Source organism: Pseudomonas sp. TE9122 (genome assembly GCF_056278925.1).
The window spans coordinates 5,181,803-5,195,610 of the sequence record NZ_JBWBQI010000001.1; the positions used below are offsets into that span (position 1 = coordinate 5,181,803).

The window sequence follows — 13,808 nt, forward strand, 5'->3', positions numbered from 1 at the left end:
CTAGACCTCTGCTGATACCGCCGCTAGGGCATGTTGACAGTATCTGCACCGTTGCGTTGCACCGCAGCCGAAATGTTCTGCGCCGAGGAAAAAGCAGTTCACCGATGCAGACGTTTGCACTGGCATAATCCCCCGCATCTCAGGTCGGAGAGTGCCCATGTCGCGCTACTTTATTTTGTCCCTCTGCGTGTTTTTTTCGGCGGCGTATGCCGATGAAAAAACCACGGCGAACGATGCTCATGATCTGGCTTACAGCCTCGGTGCCAGCCTCGGCGAACGGCTGCGCCAGGAGGTGCCCCAATTGCAGATTCAGGCGCTGATCGAAGGTCTGCAACAGGCATATCAGGGCAAGCCACTGGCGCTGAGTGAAGCGCGTATCGAACAGATTCTGGCCGACCATGAATCGCAAAATGCCGAGCAGGCTTCACGGCAGTCGAGCGATGCTGCGATGGAAAACGAGCAACGCTTTCTCAGCACAGAAAAAGCCAAACCGGGGGTGAAGGAACTGGCCGATGGCATCCTCCTGACTGAACTGGTTCCGGGCACTGGCACCAAGGCCGGCCCGGACGGCAAAGTGCAGGTGCTGTATGTCGGCAAGCTGCCGGACGGCACCGTGTTCGATCAGAACACCCAGCCGCAATGGTTCAACCTCGACAGCGTGATTGCCGGTTGGCGCACCGCCTTGCAGAACATGCCGGTGGGGGCGAAATGGCGGCTGGTGATTCCATCGGATCAGGCCTATGGCGCCGACGGTGCCGGCGACCTGATTGCGCCGTTCACGCCTCTGGTTTTTGAAGTGGAGTTGCGTGGTGCGACGAGCTGATCAGGCATAAAAAAACGGTGCGCTTGCGGGCGCACCGTTTTTCATGAAGGACGTGGATCAGGCCTGAACCGAATATTCTTCCTTGTGTGCCGTGTGCAGCACTTCGATCAGGCAATCCTCAAGTTCAAAGCGCTCATGCAGCAAGCCGCCCAATTCCTTGAATTTCTCCGCAACGCATTTGCCTTCGTCGCACAGATCATTGAATGCGAGCAGCTTCTCGGTAATGACGTCGATGCGCGGGTAGATGGTCTCGGCGAGTTCCAGGCCGCGCTTGTCGTTGAACGCCTTGGCTTCGCCGGTCAGCTGTTCATAGATTTCGAAGTGACCCGCCGATACGTAATCGACCAGTACACCGCAGAACTCCAATAAGGGTTTGCGGCTTTCGGACAGCGAATCAGGCTGCGCACCGAGCTTGTCGTAGGCGACGATCAGCTCTTCACGCTCCTGCAACCAGCGGTCGATCAGCAGATGAACCCCACCCCAACGTTCCTGAGCATTCTGACAACTTTCGAGCATGGCGATCTCTCTTCCCTTGTGGGTCATGCTGCTCTACACCCGCGCCCCTGTTCTGATTTGACTGGTGGACGATCGGGCAGAGCGTCATCGAGCAACATAAATCCAATGACACGTGCCGGCCAGATTATGCCCGCACGCCTATGGCTTCAAGGTACGCAGGAGATAAAGTTCATACAAGTGTTTAATCCCTGACCAGCATGTGGTGCGACGCTTCGTCGCTGACCGGTCGTTGCAGAGCACTCCAGATCAGACGCAGCAACTGATAAACCGCAAGGATCGACACACCGACAAAAAACAGCAGGCTCCATTCGGGGATGCTCAAATCGAACAGTGTCCAGGAAATATCCGCACAATCAGCGCCGCCGTTGAACATCCGTTGCAAGGCGCAGATCCACGGCAGTTCGCTGAACAGTGACTCCACGGTGGGCGAGCATTTGACCAGTTGCAGCATGGAGTCACTCTGAATCAACACCTGCCGCCACGCAGCGGTGGTTCCCCCCAGACTGGCGCCGAGCGCAAACAGCCAGTACCACCATAAGCCAACGCGCCGGGGGCCATGCACCGCCGCCACGCCGCAGCCGATGCACAGCAATGTGAGGAACAACCGCTGCACCAGGCACAGACTGCAAGGCGTCAGTCCGACCGCGTATTCGAGGTAATAGGAAGCTCCCAGAGCAAAGGCCCCCGCAATGAAAGCCATGAAGAACAAGGAGCGTGAGCAGGCCAACGACATGGCTTTTCCGTAACAGTAGAGACAGACGGTTACGGTAGAGGAAAGCGTGTCAGCCTTTCAAGGCAAGGGCCTGGCGACAGTTCACCACAGGTGTAGGGAAAACCCGACAGGCTCGATAGGAAACGGTGAAGCGCTTTGTAGGACTTTGTCTCTCGAGCGCAAAGAAGGGGAATTTTCGGTCATCGAAGTTCACGAGGGAGCATCCTCCCTCGCTTTTCAGACCTTCGCCGGGACTGGCAGAGGCGCCGCCAGCAGGCGCTCATCAAGCAGCCCCAGACCTTCCTGGAACAACTGATTGCTGCGCTCGGTATCGCCAAGCTGTGCAAGCAGACGGGCCAACTCCGCACAGGTCTCCGGATTGCGCTGCACGCGCAGACTGCTTTCCAGATAGTCACGGGCCTTGCCCCAAAGGCTGGTTTGCAGACACAGGCGTCCAAGGGTCAGCAGCAGGCTCGGATCGGCCGGGTGCTCCTTGAGCCAGCCTTCGGCCGTCTGCAACTGACGCGCAGGATCACTGCCACGAACCAGACCATAAAGCCGCGCCAGATGGCTGTCGTATTTGCGCTTGAGCGCTGCTCGCAGGACCTCTTCGGCCTCGACCTGAGCGCCCAGCTGGCGCAATTGCTCGGCATAGGCCAGCACCAAAGGTGCTTCCTGACGCTGCGCGGAAGTCAGCTGCTCCCACGCCCGCTTGAGCGATTGCAGACCCACCGTACCGTCTTCTTCACGATGCGCTGCCAGCGAGAGATTCTCACCCCAGGCGCGCCGTTCGAGCTCGGCCAGTTCTGCCGGCGGCAGCACTTTGTCCTTGCGCAACTCAGGCAGCAAACGAATCACCGCCGACCATTCGCCACGCTGCTGATGCAGACGTTGCAATTGACGCAACGTCTGCGCGCGCTGCGCGGATGCCGTTCATGCATTGCCTGCAAGGTCACCAGCGCACCGTCGGTGTCGCCACGGTCGGTTTGCAGTTGGGCGTGACTGAGGGCAATTGCCAATTCGGCTTGCGGCTGACGCTCCAGCGCGCGTTCGAGCAAACGATCACTTTCTTCGTACTGGCCCTGCTCGTTCGCCGCACGTGCGGCGCCGAGGTAATAAAGCAATGGTTGGCGCTCGGCTTCCGCCGCGCGGGTCAGATGCCGTTGCGCACTGGCCCAGCGACCTTCAGCCAGATCCAGCTGCCCGTGCTCGATCGCCACTTGCACGCGGCGGCTGCGATTGCGTCGCGACCACGGATTGACCACGCCGGTGGAGGTCATCACCAGCTCGACCAGCACCTTGATGCCCCAGAACAGCAGCCACAGCACCGCTATCACCGCCAAGGTCGCCCACAGGCTCGATTCGTAGCGGAAGCTCTTGTACGCCACCAGCACGTAACCGGAATGCTCGGCAATCGCCAGGCCCAGCGCTGCCGTCGCGGCGATGACCAGAAACACGATTACATAGAGGCGCTTCATGGGGTCGCCTCCTGCGCAGCATTGGCGGCCGGTTTGGCAAACGGTTTCACCGATTCCTCGGCATTGACGTTACGCCGCTCCAGATACCCCTGCACCGCACTCAAGGTGCCAGTCAGATCCGGCGTCTTGACGGTGACCGGTTCCTTGCTCAGCTCGGAGACCTGTTCCAGCATGACTTTGCTTTGCGGATTGTCCGGGTTGAAATTGCCCTTGAGCACATCGCGTGCCTCGGCCAGCGCCTGGGTGTACACCGCCGCCTGACCGTTGAGCGCCGCCCACTGCGCTTGCTCCAGCGCCAGGCTCAGGGCCAGGCGCACCTGGCTCAGGCTTTGCCCGGCCAGCAGCGGTTTGACGTTTTTGTCAGCGTTGAAATCGATGCGGATATAGCGCGACACCTTGTCCCACCACTGCGCCCAGCGACCGGCGCCATCGCCATCGGCGGTCAGCCCCAGCAGGGACTCGCCGCGATCCTTGTACTCCGGCGCCAGCTCGGTGAGGTCGATGACCTGATCGCGCAGCGCGCCGAGACGCAGGAACAGCCCGGTGCGATCCGGCTGTTCGGTGCTGCGCAAGGCGACCAGGGTTTTCGCCACTTGCTCGCGCGCGGCGAAGGAACCCGGATCGTTCTGCTCACGGAGAATTTCATCGGCGCCCTGCACCAGTGCCTGGGCGCTGCTGATGTCCTGCAGCGCTGAAAGGCGCAGGCTGGCCAGACGCAGCAAGTGCTCGGCCTCGGCCAGACGCCAGTCCTTGCGGCTGGCGCCGAGGACGGTTTCCAGACGTTGATTGAGGCGCTGTTGATCGCCCTGCAGTTGCGTGACCAGACGCTGGCGCTCGGCGAGTTCGTCCGCACCGGGCAACTGCGCCAGTCGTTCGGTCAGACGCTGTTCGTTGAGCTTCAGACTCTGCGCCTGATCGTTCAACGCCTGCACCTGACTTGACTGTTGCTGCGTGTTGTTCTGCAGGTGGCGCACCTGCCAGACACCCCAACCACCGATGGCGACACCGGCGGCGCCGAGCAGCAGGGCGACAATTGCCAGTCCATTGCCTCGGCGCGGTTCTTTGGCCGGTGGTGGAGTTTCAACCTGGGCATCAAGCGCAGGCTGGACGTCATCTTTTGGCAAGGCTGTTTCGCTCACGTATCCATCCTTTGCATTAGAAAACGGCACGGGAAATTCCCGTAACGCCGTCAGCAAAGCCGCGGCACTCGCGCCGCGGCAATCCACAACTGTTTGAGCCCCGGCGGCACGTGCCAGCTCGGCGACCCTCGGGCTTGGAACAAACAACGGCAACTGCGCGATCTTCGGCCAGGCATCGCCGGCCATCTGCCGCAGGTGCTCGAAACCCTGTCCACTGCTGACCACCAGCCCGTTCAAGCGTTCCGCTTCGATCCGCCGTGGCAGCTCGTTTAGCGGATAGGCTGGCAGTTCACGGCGATACAACTCCAGATACTCGACACTAGCACCAAGCGCGCGCAGGCGCTCGGCGAGCAGTTCACGACCGCCCTCGCCGCGCAGGATCATCACCTGCGCGCCGGGCTGGCTGACCGCCTCGCGCAGACGCGGCAATTGCAGCAAGGCTTCACTGTCATCGCCGTCAACCGGAAAGCTCACATCGAGACCGTGTTCGCGAAGAATGCCTGCGGTCGCCGCGCCGACGCTGAACCACGGCATGCTCAATGGCGGCGCGCCTTCAGACTTGAGCAAGTCCACCGCGATCCGCGCCGCCGGTTTGCTGACCACGATCACTGCGCTGCAAGCGGGCAATCGCGAAATCGCTTGGCGAATAGTGTCAGAGACCGGCAGCGGAACAATGTCCAAAAGCGGCAGACAACTGCTGAAAATCCCGTGCCCGGCCAGCTGTTCGGCCAGCGCCGCGCAGTCGTCTGCCGGGCGCGTCAGCAGCAGGCGCCAGGCTGTCACTCGTGACCCGCCTCGCCGTAGACAGCTTTGAGAATGTCGTCAGCGCCTTGCTTGAGCAAGTCTTCAGCGACCTGCACACCCAAGGTTTCCGCGTCGGCACGCGGCGCCCGGGCTTGGGCACTGAGAAGCTTGCCACCGCTCGGCTCACCGACCAGACCGCGCAACCACAACTGCTCGCCTTCAAGCACGGCGTAGCAGGCGATCGGCACTTGGCAGCCGCCGTTCAAATGTTTGTTGAGGGCGCGTTCCGCATTCACCCGCGAAGCGGTATCGGCGTGATGCAAAGGCGCGAGCAAGGCGTGGATTTCGTGGTCGGCGCTGCGGCATTCGATGCCGACCGCGCCCTGGCCACCGGCCGGCAGGCTGTCATCGACACTGATCGCCGATGTGATGCGCTCTTCGAAACCCAGGCGGATCAGGCCGGCAGCGGCGAGGATGATCGCGTCGTACTCGCCGGCGTCGAGCTTGGCCAGACGGGTGTTGACGTTGCCACGCAGGAACCGGATCTGCAGATCCGGGCGACGCGCCAGCAATTGCGTCTGCCGACGCAGGCTCGAGGTGCCGACGATGGCACCGGCAGGCAGCCCTTCAAGACTGGCGTAGGTGTTGGAGACGAAAGCATCGCGCGGGTCTTCACGCTCGCAGATGCAAAACAGACCCAAGCCTTGCGGGAAGTCCATCGGCACGTCTTTCATCGAATGCACGGCGATATCAGCTTCGTTTTCCAGCAGCGCGGTTTCCAGTTCCTTGACGAACAGGCCCTTGCCGCCGATCTTCGACAGTGGCGAGTCGAGCAGCTTGTCACCGCGACTGACCATGGGCACCAGCGTCACCAGCAGGCCCGGGTGGGCCGCCTCGAGACGGGCTTTGACGTATTCGGCCTGCCAGAGGGCCAGCGCACTTTTACGGGTGGCGATGCGGATTTCGCGAGGGGACATGGAACAATCCGTACTGAATAGATACGGCGGATAATAACAGCTCAGTCAATTTCACTTTGACCTGAATCAGAACCGGCGCGGCCTCCCTGGCCTGCCATGCCGGGTAAAAGAACTCGAAAGGCCCGGCGAAGACCGGGTCACAGCCCCTGCATCATCTTGCGCACACCGGCAACATGCCGACGGCTGACAATCAGCGCATCGCCATTGAGGCCTTTGAGGAACAACTGGAAATGTCCCAGTGGGGTGCGTTGCAAGCGCTCGATGCGGTCGCGAGCGACCAGCGCGTTGCGGTGGATACGCACAAAGCGTTCGCCGAATTCGTCTTCAAGGGCTTTGAGGGGTTCGTCGAGCAGCACCTCGCCGGCTTCGTGACGCAGGGTCACGTATTTGTGGTCGGCGATGAAGTAGACCACCTGATCCAGCGGAATCAGCTCGATGCCTTTACGGGTCCGTGCGCTGATGTGGCTGCGTGGGCCGTTGCCACTTTCGGCAGCGGGACGGGTCAGGGCCGAGAGTTGCGCCCGGTTGGGACGTTCAGCCCGCTTCAGGGCTTCATTCAAGTGTTCGGTTCGCACAGGTTTCACCACATAGCCCACGGCGCTGGCCTGCAGGGCTTCCACGGCAAATTCATCGGGACTGGTGCAAAACACCACGGCCGGCGGCGTCTCTCGTTCGCACAGTCGGGCAGCAACCTGCAGGCCATCGAGGCCCGGCATGCGGATATCGAGCAGCACGATATCCGGCTTGTGGCTGTCGATCAGCGCTAACGCCTCCTCGCCATTCGTGGCACTGGGCTCCAGGACTGTGTAACCCTCGAGCTCGCTCACCATACGGCTTAGGCGCTCGCGAGCCAGGGGTTCGTCATCAACGATCAGGACATTCATATTGCGCTGGATTCCTGCGTGAGTCTCGCACAAGGATAGCGTAGACAGGTGTAGTGACCTCCGTCACCGCGATCCACGCTAAGACTAGCCCGAGCGCCAAAAAGTGCCGTACGTCGGCCAGCAATATTTGCCAGCGTCCGGGTCGAACGGCTCAGAGCCCAGTGTTTCCTGCGTTTCTCGCGGTGGGTGACCGTTGTACAACTCACCCGCCCCCTCTTCTTATAGCCAGTGGCCGGACCTTTGCATGATCCGCATTCGCACCGACCCTTATGTCCACTGTAGACGTTCGTCGGAACGATATTGCTCAATCAAAAAATATCCTTTTGTAAATTCCTTGCAGACCGCGCCGGACATGCCTGACACATCCGCGAAAAAACGTATCGACCGGTGTCAGCGACAGGATTGGCAACCCTGTTATTATCCGCGCCAGCGTTTCACGCCATTTCTTCAAGCCGATACGAGCGAATTCATGAGCACTGACAAGACCAATCAGTCCTGGGGCGGCCGCTTCAGTGAACCCGTCGACGCCTTCGTCGCCCGCTTCACCGCCTCCGTCACTTTCGACCAGCGCCTGTATCGCCACGACATCATGGGCTCAATTGCCCACGCCACCATGCTGGCCAAGGTCGGCGTGCTGACCGATGCCGAGCGCGACAGCATCATCGATGGCCTGAAGACCATTCAGGGCGAAATCGAGGCCGGCCAGTTCGACTGGCGCGTCGACCTCGAAGACGTGCACATGAACATCGAAGCACGCCTGACCGACCGCATCGGCGTCACCGGTAAAAAGCTCCACACCGGGCGCAGCCGCAACGACCAGGTCGCCACCGATATCCGCCTGTGGCTGCGCGATGAAATCGACCTGATCCTCGCCGAGATCACCCGCCTGCAAAAAGGCCTGCTGGAGCAAGCCGAGCGTGAGGCCGCAAGCATCATGCCGGGCTTCACCCACTTGCAGACCGCGCAGCCGGTAACTTTCGGGCACCACATGCTGGCCTGGTTCGAAATGCTCAGCCGCGACTACGAGCGTCTGGTCGACTGCCGCAAGCGCACCAACCGCATGCCATTGGGCAGCGCCGCACTGGCCGGCACCACCTACCCGATCGACCGCGAATACACCGCGCAACTGCTCGGCTTCGACGCCGTCGGCGGCAACTCGCTGGACAACGTCTCCGATCGTGACTTCGCCATCGAATTCTGCTCGGCCGCAAGCATCGCGATGATGCACCTGTCGCGCTTCTCCGAAGAGCTGGTGCTGTGGACCAGCGCGCAGTTCCAGTTCATCGATCTGCCGGATCGTTTCTGCACTGGCAGCTCGATCATGCCGCAGAAGAAAAACCCTGACGTGCCCGAACTGGTACGCGGCAAGACCGGCCGCGTCTTCGGCGCGCTGATGGGCCTGCTGACCCTGATGAAGGGCCAGCCGCTGGCCTACAACAAGGACAATCAGGAAGACAAGGAGCCGCTGTTCGACGCCGCCGACACCCTGCGCGATTCGCTGCGCGCGTTTGCCGACATGATCCCGGCGATCAAGCCGAAACACGCGATCATGCGTGAAGCGGCACTGCGCGGTTTCTCCACTGCGACTGACCTGGCGGATTATCTGGTGCGCCGTGGCCTGCCGTTCCGTGATTGCCATGAAATCGTTGGCCACGCGGTGAAATACGGCGTGGACACGGGCAAGGATCTGGCCGAGATGAGCCTCGAAGAACTGCGTCAATTCAGCGATCAGATCGAGCAGGACGTGTTTGCCGTGCTGACCCTGGAAGGCTCGGTGAATGCCCGCGACCATATCGGCGGGACTGCGCCGGCGCAGGTCAGGGCTGCGGTGGCGCGCGGTCAGGCCCTGCTGGCCAGCCGCTAGAAGCATCGCGGGCAAGCCCGCTCCCACAGGGTTCTATGTGGAACACAATTTTGCGTTCGACCCATAGCCCTGTGGGAGCTGGCTTGCCAGCGATGACTGACTTCAGAGCGCTACAAAATTCACTTCTTGGCTGCAATCATCGCCAAAAACGCCGGCATCGCCGCGTCTTTATCCGCCGCAATCTTCTGCACGTGCGGATTCTGCTCTAACCGCTCCAGCAGCGCCTTCGCCTGCGGCATCTCGGCCAGCAGATCAATCCCGAACAGCTTCTGCCCGACCGCACAGGCCAGCGGCACGCTGTAGAGGAAATACAAATCGGCAATGCTCAGGCTGTCACCCGCCACATACGGGGCGAACTGGCCGTGGCGGCCGAGTGCCGCGAAGCCCAGCAGCAGCTCCGTCCGGGTCTTCTCTTTGATCGCCTCCGGCAACGTCATACCGAAAAACGCCTCGCCATAGCAGGCACGCCCCGGCAACTCGATGTACAACTCGATCTCCTTCGCAATCGCCAATACCTGCGCGCGCTCGAACGGATCGCTGGGCAGGAGCGGCGTGCCCTTTTGTGATTGTTCGAGGTATTCGAGAATGATCGCGGTTTCGTTGATATAACCGGCGTCGACGCCCAGCACCGGGACCTTGCCGCGCGGGCTGATCGCCAGTGACTCCGGGGTTTGCGCCGGGTAGAACGTCACCTCTTCGAAGGGCAGGCCTTTTTCCAGCAGCGCCAGTTTGACCATGTTGTAGTAGTTGCTGACAGCAAATCCGTAGAGCTTGAACATCACAGAGCCTCCAGGCCGTGCGGGGTGGGCAGTGCCTGTTTATAGATCGCCGCGACGTTTCCCGCCAGCAGCATCACGCCGCTGAATGCGGGTAAACTGGCGCCTTTCCCTGAGGAGCCTGCCATGAGCGAGCCGACAGATATCGTCAACAATGACGACGAAGAAGCATTCATCGAAGCGACGCTGATCGAAGCCATCGAGAACCAGATCGAAAGCGACAACCCGCCAGCGGCCAAGGCGACATTGAACAAGCTGACTCTGGTCGGTATGGAGCGCGAAGATATCCTCAACCTCATGGCTCACGTGCTTGCCTATGAGATTGACGCGATGCTCGATGAAGACCGCCCGTTCGACACCCAGTGGTACGAAGCGACACTGCGCGCTTTGCCAGAGCTGCCACCGGAAAAGCAATAAGATCAAAAGATCGCAGCCTTCGGCAGCTCCTACACAGATCCGATGTAGGAGCTGCCGAAGGCTGCGATCTTTTTTATGCGGACTACACTGGAATTCGCCTCAAGACAAAATCCCCTGATCCGAGCACTGGACATGCTGCACCAGCGGGTTCACCTTAGAGGCGCTGTCGTCCAATTCCTAGAAAGTCTGGAGTCCTTATGTCGCTTACCCCTGAGTTGGTTGCCGAACTGGAAGTCCTTGCACTCTTCAACCTGGACAGTTCCCAGGAAGGTCTGAAAATTCATCAGACCGCTGCCCCGAAACACATAGCCGCCGCCAAACGCCTCTTCGAAAAAGAACTAACCGACCAGCCCGATGGCGGTTATCTGACCAGCCTCGGCCGCGATGCCGCGCAAAACGTGCAGACCGTACTGACGATTCTGAGAGAGCAGGAAACCGCCTGACTTTTTCCGACTTTGCCCACGGAAACTCCTGCCACGGGATTTCCGCGGGCCAGCCTGATCACTGCCGATGAAAATCTGACGTCAAAAAACAAATTCAGCTTAAACCTCCTGCTGCGCAGAGGCTAAACTGCGGCCATTCCGAGACCCTCTACGTCCGAGCCTGCAAGCCGGTTTGAGCTGACATGACGCGCACCCACGAAATCCGCCCCGACCTGGACGAAGGCATCGACCGCAAGGTACTCAGCCAACTGCGCGCCCGTTTTCTCAAACTCAATGAAGGCCGCCTCGGCCGCGCCCTCGAAGGTTTGTCGACGCGCCAGCAAAGCGTGCTGACGCTGTTGCCGCTGTTCTTTCACGTCAATCATCCGTTGCTGCCCGGCTATGTCTCGGGCAGTACGCCGGCCGGTCTCTCGAATTATGAGCCGGACGCCAATGCGCTGACCGAGGCGCAGCGCCTGACCCGCTCGTTTTCTTACAAACCGCGCCATGGCAGCAACCCACCGCGACCGATTCACGGTCTGTTCCTGATGGGCAGCCTCGGCACGCTGGCACAGGCCGATCAGAGCGACATGGATGTGTGGGTCTGCCATGCCCCAGATCTGAGCGAAAGCGAACTCGCCGAGCTACGCAAGAAATGCCAGTTGCTGGAAACCTGGGCCGCGAGCCAGGGTGCCGAGGCGCATTTCTTCCTGATCGACCCGGCGCGCTTCGTCAAAGGCGAACGTGATGCTCAGCTCAGTTCGGAAAACTGCGGCAGCACCCAGCACTATCTGCTGCTCGACGAGTTTTATCGCACGGCGATCTGGCTGGCCGGGCGCACGCCGATCTGGTGGCTGGTGCCAGTCTATGAAGAAACAGCCTACGACGCTTACACCCACACCCTGCTGTCCAAACGCTTTATTCGCGCCGATGAAACCCTCGATCTCGGGCCGATGGCGACCATTCCGCCCGGCGAATTCATCGGTGCCGGGTTGTGGCAGTTGTTCAAAGGCATCGAGTCGCCCTACAAGTCGGTGCTCAAACTGCTGCTGACCGAGGTGTACGCCAGCGAACATCCGCAGGTGCAGTGCCTGAGCCTGCGCTTCAAGAAAGCCGTGTTCGCCAATCAGCTCGATCTCGATGAGCTTGACCCGTACATGGTCGTGTACCGGCGTATCGAGGAATACCTGCTCGCCCGCAACGAACCGGAACGCCTTGAGCTGGTGCGCCGCGCGCTGTATCTGAAGGTCAACCGCAAGCTCACCGGCAACAGCCGCAGTCAGGGTTGGCAACGCGCACTGCTCGAACGCCTGGCCGGCGAGTGGCACTGGGATCAGCGGCAACTGGCGCTGCTCGACAGCCGCAGTCAGTGGAAAGTCCGCCAGGTCAGCGCCGAGCGCCGAGCGCTGGTCAACGAACTCAACTACAGCTATCGCTTCCTGACCCAGTTCGCCCGCAGCGAACAGACTGTCAGCCTGATCAACAAGCGCGACCTCAATGTGCTTGGCCGTCGACTCTACGCGGCATTCGAGCGCAAGGCCGACAAGGTCGAGTTCATCAATCCGGGCATCGCCCCGGACCTGGCCGAAGACACCCTGACCCTGGTGCAGTCGCCGAACAAAAAGGAGCCGGGGCAGACCCAGTGGGGTTTGTACAACGGCAGCCTGACGGCGCTGGAGTGGGAACACTTCGCGCCGATCAAGCGCAGTCGCGAGCTGCTTGAACTGCTGACCTGGTGCCACCGCAACGGCGTGATCGACAGCAGCACCCGCCTGGCCCTGCATCCGGGCACCAGCGACTTGAGCGAGTTCGAGCTGTTCAACCTGCTCGGCAGCCTGCAGCAATGCATCGCCCTGCCCTTGTCCACCGTCGCCGAAGAGCCCTTGCTGCGCGCCGCCGTGCCCAGCGAAGTGCTGCTGCTGATCAACGTCGGCGTCGATCCGCTCAAGCATCACCGTGATCTGAACATTTTGATGACCACCGAACGCACCGACTCGCTGAGCTATGCCGGCGTGCGCGAGAACCTGGTGCTGACCCTCGATCAGGTCACGCTCAACAGCTGGAACGAAGTGCTGGTCAATCGTTTCGACGGCCCGCACGCGCTGCTCGACTGCCTGCGCGATTACCTCAACAACCTGCCGCGCGGCCCGGTGCAGCCGTCGCTGAAAGTGCGCTGCTTCTGCCACAACCGCGCGCAATTCATTGCCCGCCGCGTCGAGGAAATCGTCGACACTGCGCAGACCCTGTTGCTCAGCGAGCTGAATCACCGCTACCTGATTCAGGTGCAGCAGCACTATCACGTGCTGGAGCTGGTGCCGGGGCAGGTCAACCATGTCGCCCTCGCCACCCTGCCGGCACTGCTCGATTATCTGGGCGAAGAACAACCGCGCTACAGCCCGCTGCACCTCGACCCGATGGCGCTGGAAGATCACGACCTCGCGCTGATCCTGCCGATGGGTCAGCCGGAGTGCATTCAGGTGTTCTATCGCATCAGCGAACAGCAGGCGGAGCTGTACGTGCTGGATGAATTCAATGCGCTGTGGCAACAGCAGCTGCCATACCACGACGAGCAGAGTCTGCTGGTGCCGCTGCAGCGTTTTCTGCAATCGATCCAGTACCGCCGTGAAGCGCAATTGCCGATGGACGGTGGCCCTACGGGCAGCCCCGAGACTTTGTATTACCAGCTGTTGCCGTCAGGCCCGGGGCGCTCGCGCAGGGTCGAAACCCGACCAGCACCGCAGACCCCGGTGAACAAACCGTTCTACGACGTGCAGGCAATCATCGGCAAAGCCGCACCCGGTGAAGTGCAGGTCACCCTGTATTGCAATCAGCGGGAATTCAGCGAGCTGGAGCATGGCGACCAGTTGTTCAGCGTGGTCGCCCGGGAGATCGTCGAGCAGCGCCGCGAGACCGATCGTTATCGCTGCTACATCACCGACCTCGACCTGTCGGGTCTGCTCGGTGACGGGCACAGTTCAAGCAATCTGTATCTGCGCTACAAGGCAGACCTGGAGCGCTCGTTGAATGAAGCGCTCGAACAGGTTTGAAGCAGGAAT

12 protein-coding genes and 3 pseudogenes are annotated in these 13,808 nt (G+C 60.9%); 5 read left to right on the forward strand and 10 right to left on the reverse strand.

Going from position 1 to position 13,808, the window contains the following annotated elements; all coding sequences use genetic code 11:
- The first annotated feature begins 157 nt into the window (after window positions 1-157).
- A complete protein-coding gene (locus ACZ9BE_RS23435; protein WP_095181262.1) occupies window positions 158-823 on the forward strand; it encodes an FKBP-type peptidyl-prolyl cis-trans isomerase in 666 nt (221 codons plus the stop codon).
- Window positions 824-880: 57 nt separating this feature from the next.
- Here ACZ9BE_RS23435 and ACZ9BE_RS23440 read toward each other — a convergent pair whose 3' ends face one another.
- The 8 genes and pseudogenes from ACZ9BE_RS23440 to ACZ9BE_RS23475 form a co-directional block, all read right to left on the reverse strand.
- Window positions 881-1,339, reverse strand: coding sequence for an Rsd/AlgQ family anti-sigma factor (locus tag ACZ9BE_RS23440; protein WP_056791659.1), 459 nt, complete (start codon window positions 1,337-1,339; stop codon window positions 881-883).
- Window positions 1,340-1,520: 181 nt separating this feature from the next.
- Window positions 1,521-2,072, reverse strand: a complete 552-nt coding sequence (locus ACZ9BE_RS23445; RefSeq protein ID WP_041476921.1) for a disulfide bond formation protein B — start codon at window positions 2,070-2,072, stop codon at window positions 1,521-1,523.
- Between the two features lie 216 nt (window positions 2,073-2,288).
- Window positions 2,289-3,529, reverse strand: a pseudogene (locus ACZ9BE_RS23450) (heme biosynthesis HemY N-terminal domain-containing protein).
- A complete protein-coding gene (locus ACZ9BE_RS23455) occupies window positions 3,526-4,668 on the reverse strand; it encodes a uroporphyrinogen-III C-methyltransferase (protein WP_056791721.1) in 1,143 nt (380 codons plus the stop codon). Before ACZ9BE_RS23455 ends, ACZ9BE_RS23450 begins: the two are co-directional and overlap by 4 nt.
- Before the next feature lie 36 nt (window positions 4,669-4,704).
- A pseudogene (locus ACZ9BE_RS23460) lies at window positions 4,705-5,451 on the reverse strand (uroporphyrinogen-III synthase); the annotation flags it as partial.
- Window positions 5,448-6,389: a hydroxymethylbilane synthase gene (hemC, locus tag ACZ9BE_RS23465; protein ID WP_252882855.1), complete on the reverse strand. Its 942-nt coding sequence runs from the start codon at window positions 6,387-6,389 to the stop codon at window positions 5,448-5,450. The gene hemC and the pseudogene ACZ9BE_RS23460, both read right to left, overlap by 4 nt.
- A 137-nt stretch (window positions 6,390-6,526) precedes the next feature.
- Complete coding sequence (locus tag ACZ9BE_RS23470) at window positions 6,527-7,273, reverse strand: LytR/AlgR family response regulator transcription factor (RefSeq protein WP_016772598.1); 747 nt, start codon at window positions 7,271-7,273, stop codon at window positions 6,527-6,529.
- Window positions 7,270-7,425 (reverse strand): annotated as a pseudogene (locus tag ACZ9BE_RS23475) (sensor histidine kinase); the annotation flags it as partial. The pseudogene ACZ9BE_RS23475 and the gene ACZ9BE_RS23470, both read right to left, overlap by 4 nt.
- Before the next feature lie 317 nt (window positions 7,426-7,742).
- On the opposite strand from ACZ9BE_RS23475, the gene argH reads away from it, so the two are divergent.
- Window positions 7,743-9,137, forward strand: a complete 1,395-nt coding sequence (argH, locus tag ACZ9BE_RS23480; RefSeq protein WP_056791653.1) for an argininosuccinate lyase — start codon at window positions 7,743-7,745, stop codon at window positions 9,135-9,137.
- A gap of 119 nt (window positions 9,138-9,256) precedes the next feature.
- Here the strand turns inward: argH and ACZ9BE_RS23485 are convergent, their stop codons facing one another.
- The gene (locus ACZ9BE_RS23485; protein ID WP_056791651.1) at window positions 9,257-9,916 is read right to left on the reverse strand and encodes a glutathione S-transferase family protein; all 660 of its coding nucleotides are present in this window, start codon (window positions 9,914-9,916) and stop codon (window positions 9,257-9,259) included.
- Window positions 9,916-10,041, reverse strand: a complete 126-nt coding sequence (locus tag ACZ9BE_RS23490; RefSeq protein WP_263596261.1) for a hypothetical protein — start codon at window positions 10,039-10,041, stop codon at window positions 9,916-9,918. Before ACZ9BE_RS23490 ends, ACZ9BE_RS23485 begins: the two co-directional genes overlap by 1 nt.
- Here ACZ9BE_RS23490 and ACZ9BE_RS23495 point away from each other — a divergent pair.
- The 3 genes from ACZ9BE_RS23495 to ACZ9BE_RS23505 all read left to right on the forward strand — a co-directional run bounded on the left by ACZ9BE_RS23495 (window position 10,040) and on the right by ACZ9BE_RS23505 (window position 13,799).
- Window positions 10,040-10,330 (forward strand): hypothetical protein, encoded by a 291-nt coding sequence (locus ACZ9BE_RS23495; protein ID WP_476249991.1) that lies wholly within the window; start codon window positions 10,040-10,042, stop codon window positions 10,328-10,330. The genes ACZ9BE_RS23490 and ACZ9BE_RS23495 overlap by 2 nt on opposite strands.
- 197 nt (window positions 10,331-10,527) lie before the next feature.
- Window positions 10,528-10,773, forward strand: a complete 246-nt coding sequence (locus ACZ9BE_RS23500) for a TIGR02647 family protein (RefSeq protein WP_003229392.1) — start codon at window positions 10,528-10,530, stop codon at window positions 10,771-10,773.
- Window positions 10,774-10,955: 182 nt separating this feature from the next.
- Window positions 10,956-13,799 carry a class I adenylate cyclase gene (locus tag ACZ9BE_RS23505; RefSeq protein ID WP_476249992.1) on the forward strand — a complete coding sequence of 948 codons (2,844 nt, stop codon included), beginning with the start codon at window positions 10,956-10,958 and terminating at the stop codon, window positions 13,797-13,799.
- Window positions 13,800-13,808 lie beyond the last annotated feature (9 nt).

Bases quoted from the DNA above. Each gene is read 5' to 3' on its own strand.
- ACZ9BE_RS23470 (WP_016772598.1), bottom strand. From the start codon at position 7,273: ATGAATGTCCTGATCGTTGATGACGAACCCCTGGCTCGCGAGCGCCTA.
- ACZ9BE_RS23495 (WP_476249991.1), top strand. From the start codon at position 10,040: ATGAGCGAGCCGACAGATATCGTCAACAATGACGACGAAGAAGCATTC.
- ACZ9BE_RS23445 (WP_041476921.1), bottom strand. From the start codon at position 2,072: ATGTCGTTGGCCTGCTCACGCTCCTTGTTCTTCATGGCTTTCATTGCG.
- ACZ9BE_RS23435 (WP_095181262.1), top strand. From the start codon at position 158: ATGTCGCGCTACTTTATTTTGTCCCTCTGCGTGTTTTTTTCGGCGGCG.
- ACZ9BE_RS23490 (WP_263596261.1), bottom strand. From the start codon at position 10,041: ATGGCAGGCTCCTCAGGGAAAGGCGCCAGTTTACCCGCATTCAGCGGC.
- ACZ9BE_RS23500 (WP_003229392.1), top strand. From the start codon at position 10,528: ATGTCGCTTACCCCTGAGTTGGTTGCCGAACTGGAAGTCCTTGCACTC.
- argH (WP_056791653.1), top strand. From the start codon at position 7,743: ATGAGCACTGACAAGACCAATCAGTCCTGGGGCGGCCGCTTCAGTGAA.
- ACZ9BE_RS23485 (WP_056791651.1), bottom strand. From the start codon at position 9,916: ATGTTCAAGCTCTACGGATTTGCTGTCAGCAACTACTACAACATGGTC.
- hemC (WP_252882855.1), bottom strand. From the start codon at position 6,389: ATGTCCCCTCGCGAAATCCGCATCGCCACCCGTAAAAGTGCGCTGGCC.
- ACZ9BE_RS23440 (WP_056791659.1), bottom strand. From the start codon at position 1,339: ATGCTCGAAAGTTGTCAGAATGCTCAGGAACGTTGGGGTGGGGTTCAT.
- ACZ9BE_RS23505 (WP_476249992.1), top strand. From the start codon at position 10,956: ATGACGCGCACCCACGAAATCCGCCCCGACCTGGACGAAGGCATCGAC.